The organism is Streptomyces sp. NPDC030995 (genome assembly GCF_055571215.1).
In genome coordinates this window covers 195,503-201,137 of the sequence record NZ_JBVIFS010000014.1, presented here as the reverse complement: position 1 = coordinate 201,137, position 5,635 = coordinate 195,503, and the positions used below count along the sequence as shown (strand labels likewise).

The following is a 5,635-nucleotide window of genomic DNA, read 5'->3' as shown; positions in this document are numbered from 1 at the left end:
GGCCCGTTCCTTTGGGGGTTTCCCGTCGGTCTTCGTATGTCCGTGGCGGGACGGTCGGTCAAGGGTGGCCGAAGGCCATCGCGTAGCGACGCGACGTAGGAGCGCCCTTGAGGGACCGGCCCGACACGGAGAGACGATGAGACTGACGGGAAACCCCCATACAGATCTCTGATTCCGCCTGACGGGGCTCCCGCTTGCCGGAGCCCCGCCCCGTGGTCCTGATACCGCTCAACCGGCTCCGGCCACCCGAAGCCCCCGCCGCGGGCGCGGTTTCACTCCGCCCCGCAGGTTCCCGCCCCCGCAGGTTCCCGCCCCCCGAAGCCCCGCCCCCACCCAGCCGCTCAGCCCGCCGCCCGCACCGTCACCTGGATCGAGCCGTCGGGCGTGGTCGTGACGTCGAGGGTGGTCAGGTCCGGGACGTGGGTCGTGGGGGTGTGGGCTGCGGCGCGGGGGCCGACGCCGATCACGCGCATGCCCGCGGCCAGGCCGGCGGCGATGCCCGCGGCCGAGTCTTCGAAGACGATGCAGTCGGCCGGGTCCACACCGAGCGCGGCAGCGCCCTTGAGGAAGCCCTCGGGGTGCGGCTTGCTGGCCTGGACGGACTCGGCCGTGACCCGTACCTCGGGCATCGGCAGGGCGGCGGCCGTCATCCGGGCGGTGGCCAGGGCGGCGTCGGCGGAGGTGACCAGGGCGTGCGGCAGGCCGTCGATCGCCGCCATGAACGCCTGGGCGCCCGCGACCGGGACCACGCCGTCGGTGTCGGCCGTCTCGCGGGCCAGCATCACCGCGTTCTCCGCGTGGTTGACCTCCATCGGGCGGTCCGGCAGGAGCACGGCCATGGTGGCGTAGCCCTGGCGGCCGTGGACCACCTTCAGGGCCTCCTGTGGATCCAGCCCGTGCGACACCGCCCAGTCGCGCCAGCAGCGCTCGACCACCGCGTCGGAATTGACGATGGTGCCGTCCATGTCCAGGAGCAGGGCCTTGGCGGTGAGGACGACGGGTTCGGTGGTGGTGCTGGCCGACATCGGCGGGGCTCCAGACGGGGCGGGAAAAGAGAACAAGTGGTTCCGTCCACCGGTCAGGGAGTGAGGACGGAACCACTTTGTTCCTACACGATACAAAACGAAGGGCGGTCCGCGCCAATCGTGGAAGCGTGGTCCTGTCGCTCTGCCCCAGCCCTCTGCTCCAGCCCTCTGCTCTAGCCCTCCAGCGCCCGGCGAGTGATCGGGCCGTAGACGCCCCACTCCTCATCGATGCCGTTGTCGTACTGGAAGGTCGAGACGGCGTTCTCCACGCGCCAGTCGAACTTTCCGTTGATCTTGCCTTCGTACAGGCCACGCGCCGCCAGCAGCTGCTGCAGCTTTTGCACCTCCGGACCCGAGTCCCCGTACCGCAGGGTCGGGCCTGCCGGGGCGGGCGGGGCCGACGGGCTGGCGGAGCGGCTCGCGCTCGGCGTCGGGCTCGGGGAGGGCGGCGCCGACGAGCGGGACGCGCTCGGTGACGGGGACGGCGACGCCGACTTCGAGGGGCTGGGCGACGGGGAGGCCGAGTGGGACGGGCTGCCCGACGTCGGGGCACCGGTCGGCGCGGCCGGGGCGGAGCTCGTCGCGGGCGCCGAGGCCTTGGCCTCCAGGGCGGAGTCGCTCCCCGCGGAACTCGGGAGCGCCCACACCGCCATGGCCGTCCCGCTGAGGGCGACCACCGCTGCGGCGCCGATCAGCAGCGCCAGCGGCCGCCGGGAGGCCGAGCCACCGCCGGTCCGCTTCTCCGGGCCCCCACCCCCACCCCCACCCCCGCCCCCTCCGCCACCGATGTCGCCTCCGCCACTGCCACTGCCACTGCCACTGCCACTGCCACCGCCACCGATGCCGATGCCCCCGCCGCCGTCGCCGGCGTACGGGTCGCCGGCGTACGGGTGCCCCGCGTCCGGGATCGACCGGAGCTGGGCGGTCTCGGCCGGGCTCGGTGCGTGGTGCGGCCCGTCCGGCCACGGCTCGTGCACCGGCGGTACGGGTATCCCGTACGCCGGGGTGTCGTCCTGCGCCGCCACCGGGCGCGGGTCCGGGGTCACCACGCCGGATATCGACGGCGGGGGCGCCGGCTCGTCCGGCTCGCCGGGGTCGGGCAACGTCACGTACGGGCGAATGCGCAGGGGGTTGAAACCCACACCCGGCGTACACCCGCAGCGGGCACCGAGGGCGCCGCAATCTGGACAGTGCTCACCGCTCACTGGAATCCCTCCCTGGCCGTTGCCTGCGATTATGCAGACCCGCCGGGGCCCTCCCAACCCGCCCGAGAGGCCATAACCGGACACACCACTCAGGATGGAGATGTTGATCCGGCCTGAGGAGGAGTCGATGGCTCAGGATGTGACCACGGAGGCCGTGGACCCCGGTCCCGGCCCGCGGAAGTCCGGCCCCGCCACCGAGCACACCTCCCGCGAGGTGCTCGTCTCCATCGGCGCCCTGCTGCTGGGTCTGCTGATCGCCGCACTCGACCAGACCATCGTCTCCACCGCCCTGCCGACCATCGTCAGCGACCTCGGCGGCATGGCGCACCTGTCCTGGGTGGTCACCGCCTACATGCTCGCCTCCACCGCGGCCACCCCCCTGTGGGGCAAGCTCGGCGACCAGTACGGACGCAAGAAGCTCTTCCAGTACGCCATCGTCCTCTTCCTCATCGGGTCGGCACTGTGCGGGCTCGCCCAGAACATGCCCCAGCTCATCGGCTTCCGCGCCCTCCAGGGCCTGGGCGGCGGCGGACTGATGGTGCTGTCGATGGCGATCGTCGGCGACATCGTCCCGCCCCGCGAACGCGGCAAGTACCAGGGCCTCTTCGGTGGCGTCTTCGGCGCGACCAGCGTGCTGGGCCCGCTGCTGGGCGGCGTGTTCGTGGACAACCTGTCCTGGCGCTGGGTCTTCTACATCAACCTCCCCATCGGTCTCGTCGCGCTCGTCGTCATCGCCGCTGCCCTGCACATCCCGGCCCGCTCCTCGAAGCACACCATCGACTACCTCGGCACCTTCCTCATCGCCGCCGTCGCCACCTGCCTCGTGCTCGTCGCCTCCCTCGGCGGCACCTGGGGCTGGGGCTCGGCCCGGATCATCGGCCTCGCCGTCCTCGGCGCCGTGCTGCTCGTCGCCTTCCTCCTCGTGGAGCGGCGGGCCGCCGAACCGGTCCTGCCGCTGGGGCTGTTCCGCATCCGTACCTTCACCCTCTGCTCGGCGATCAGCTTCGTCGTCGGCTTCGCGATGTTCGGTGCCATGGTCTACCTGCCGACCTTCCTCCAGGTGGTCCAGGGCGTCTCGCCCACCATGTCGGGCGTCCACATGCTGCCGATGGTGCTCGGCATGCTGATCTCCTCCACCGCCTCCGGCCAGATCGTCAGCCGCACCGGCCGCTGGAAGGTCTTCCCGCTCGCCGGCACCGCCATCACCGCCGTCGGTCTGCTCCTCCTGCACCAGCTGCACCGCACCAGCTCCACCTGGGAGATGAGCGCCTACTTCTTCGTCTTCGGCGCGGGCCTCGGACTGGTCATGCAGGTGCTCGTCCTGGTGGTGCAGAACGCGGTCAGCTATGCCGACCTCGGCGTCGCCACCTCCGGTGCCACCTTCTTCCGCTCCATCGGCGCCTCCTTCGGCGTCGCGATCTTCGGTACGGTCTTCACCAACCGGCTCGACGACAAGCTGGCCACCGCCCTCGCGGGCGTCCAGCTGCCGCCGGGTGCGGGCGCAGCGCAGCTGGAGGCCGACCCGCGGGCCATCGGCGCACTCCCCGCCGAGCTCCGCCCCCGGGTGCTCGACGCCTACGCCACCTCCATCACCGATGTCTTCCTCTACGCCGTGCCCGTGGTCCTCCTCGCTTTCGTGGTCGCCTGGTTCCTGAAGGAGGACAAGCTCCGCGGCTCGGTCACCGCGCCCGATGTGACCGAGACCCTGGCCTCCAACCCCGTCCAGCGCTCCTCCCACGACGAGGTGGCCCGCGCGCTGTCGGTCCTCGGCACCCGCGAGGGGCGCCGCCACGTCTACGAGAAGATCACCGAGAAGGCCGGATACGACCTGCTGCCCGCCGCGAGCTGGCTGCTGCTGCGGATCAACAAATACGGGTCCGCCGAGCCCGCGATGCTCGCCGACCGCACGAACGTGCCGCTGAAGGTCATCACGGACGCCGCCCGACAGGTCGAGGAGCGTGGGCTCGCCGTCCGGGACGGGCTGCCGCTGGTGATGACCGGCAAGGGGCGCGAGGCCGCCGCGAAGCTCGCCCAGGCCCGGCAGGAGTCCCTCGCCGAACTGCTCGGCGACTGGTGGGGCCCGGATCGCCCGACCGACCTGGTCAAGCTGGTGGAGGCACTCAACACGGAGCTGTGCGGATCCGATGCCGAGGAGCCCTACGACGCCGCGCCGCGGCGGGACCACGCCGCCGTGCGCTAGAAGGACGCAGTACGTGGGGAGCCCGGACCGTCAGACGAGGCGCTTCTCGAACCAGTGCTCGGCATACGGGCCGGAGTTGTACGCGGGTATTTCCGCATACCCGTGCCGCGCATACAACGCGCGGGCCTCCACGAGGTCCGACCGCGTGTCCAGCCGGACGCGCTCGGCGCCCAGCGCGCGGCCCTCGGCCTCCAGGACCTCCAGGAGCGCCGCCCCGCCGCCAGTACCGCGGGCGCGCTGGTCGACATAGACCCTCGTGAGCTCGGCGGTGACGGGGTCGAGCAGCCGTATCCCTCCGCAGGCCAGGGGCTCGCCGTCCAGCCGGCCGACGACGAACTGGCCCGTCGGCGGGACCAGCCCGTCGTCCGGGAAGTCGAGCAGCCCCTGGTCGATCTCGGCCTCGGTGACCTGCCGTTTCCAGTACCGGCCGGCAACCTCGGCGTAGTACGCGCGGCGCAGGAGCGTGGCGTCCGGGGTGGTGAAGGGCTCCGGGGTCACGGTCCAGGTGATGGTCCTGATCATGTTGGTGTCCATGGCGCCATTGTGGAGTCCGCGCCGGATCTCCCGCGTTGGAATATCCACAGGCACGGGCCGATGATGAGAAAAAGGGTAAATAGCTCAAATGGAGGGTGTGAACGCCATGTCGCAGCATCCTGATGCTGTCTTGGTCCGCCGTGGCTACGAAGCCTTCGCGAAGGGCGACCTGGAGACGCTGAGCACACTGTTCACGGCCGACGTCATCCACCACGTGCCGGGCGACAACCCGCTGTCCGGGCACCACAAGGGGCGGGAGGCCGTCCTCGACCTCTACCGCAGGCTCGGGGAGGAGACCAACGGCACCTTCCAGATCGAGCTGCACACGGTGCTGGCGGACGGGCGGGGGCACGTCATGTCGTTCCACACGGCGCGCGCCGACCGCGGCGACCGCGGGATCGAGGTCAAGGAAGGCCTCTTCCTCACCATCGTCGGCCACAAGATCACCGACATCGACCAGTGCACCCAGGACATAGACGAGGAAGACGCCTTCTGGAGCTGAGCTGCAGCCGATGGAAACGCAAAGGTGCGGCGTGCGGCGTGCGGCGTGCGGCGGGGGGGGGGGGGTGCCCGAGCCACCCCCCCGCCTTGACCGGGCTTCTTCCTTTTCCCCCCCTTCCCCCCCCCCCAACAACCACCCCCAAAACCCCCCCCCCCCCACCTTCTGCCCT

At 71.3% G+C, this 5,635-nt stretch carries 5 protein-coding genes; 2 read left to right on the top strand and 3 right to left on the bottom strand.

Going from position 1 to position 5,635, the window contains the following annotated elements; translation table 11 throughout:
• Positions 1 to 341: 341 nt before the first annotated feature.
• Both ACZ45T_RS22145 and ACZ45T_RS22140 read right to left on the bottom strand, forming a co-directional pair.
• Complete coding sequence (locus ACZ45T_RS22145; protein ID WP_468443826.1) at positions 342 to 1,025, bottom strand: HAD-IA family hydrolase; 684 nt, start codon at positions 1,023 to 1,025, stop codon at positions 342 to 344.
• Positions 1,026 to 1,198: 173 nt separating this feature from the next.
• Positions 1,199 to 2,134 (bottom strand): peptidoglycan-binding domain-containing protein, encoded by a 936-nt coding sequence (locus tag ACZ45T_RS22140; protein ID WP_468443824.1) that lies wholly within the window; start codon positions 2,132 to 2,134, stop codon positions 1,199 to 1,201.
• Between the two features lie 223 nt (positions 2,135 to 2,357).
• On the opposite strand from ACZ45T_RS22140, the gene ACZ45T_RS22135 reads away from it, so the two are divergent.
• On the top strand, positions 2,358 to 4,430 hold the full coding sequence (locus tag ACZ45T_RS22135) for a DHA2 family efflux MFS transporter permease subunit (protein WP_468443822.1): 2,073 nt from the start codon (positions 2,358 to 2,360) through the stop codon (positions 4,428 to 4,430).
• A 30-nt stretch (positions 4,431 to 4,460) separates the two neighbouring features.
• Here the strand turns inward: ACZ45T_RS22135 and ACZ45T_RS22130 are convergent, their stop codons facing one another.
• The gene (locus tag ACZ45T_RS22130) at positions 4,461 to 4,964 is read right to left on the bottom strand and encodes a GNAT family N-acetyltransferase (RefSeq protein WP_468443820.1); all 504 of its coding nucleotides are present in this window, start codon (positions 4,962 to 4,964) and stop codon (positions 4,461 to 4,463) included.
• Positions 4,965 to 5,070: 106 nt separating this feature from the next.
• Here ACZ45T_RS22130 and ACZ45T_RS22125 point away from each other — a divergent pair, with 106 nt between their 5' ends.
• Positions 5,071 to 5,466 carry a nuclear transport factor 2 family protein gene (locus tag ACZ45T_RS22125; RefSeq protein ID WP_468443818.1) on the top strand — a complete coding sequence of 132 codons (396 nt, stop codon included), beginning with the start codon at positions 5,071 to 5,073 and terminating at the stop codon, positions 5,464 to 5,466.
• The last annotated feature ends 169 nt before the right edge of the window (positions 5,467 to 5,635 follow it).

Excerpts from the sequence above, each read along its gene's own strand:
- ACZ45T_RS22130 (WP_468443820.1), bottom strand. The coding sequence starts at position 4,964 with ATGGACACCAACATGATCAGGACCATCACCTGGACCGTGACCCCGGAG.
- ACZ45T_RS22125 (WP_468443818.1), top strand. The coding sequence starts at position 5,071 with ATGTCGCAGCATCCTGATGCTGTCTTGGTCCGCCGTGGCTACGAAGCC.
- ACZ45T_RS22135 (WP_468443822.1), top strand. The coding sequence starts at position 2,358 with ATGGCTCAGGATGTGACCACGGAGGCCGTGGACCCCGGTCCCGGCCCG.
- ACZ45T_RS22145 (WP_468443826.1), bottom strand. The coding sequence starts at position 1,025 with ATGTCGGCCAGCACCACCACCGAACCCGTCGTCCTCACCGCCAAGGCC.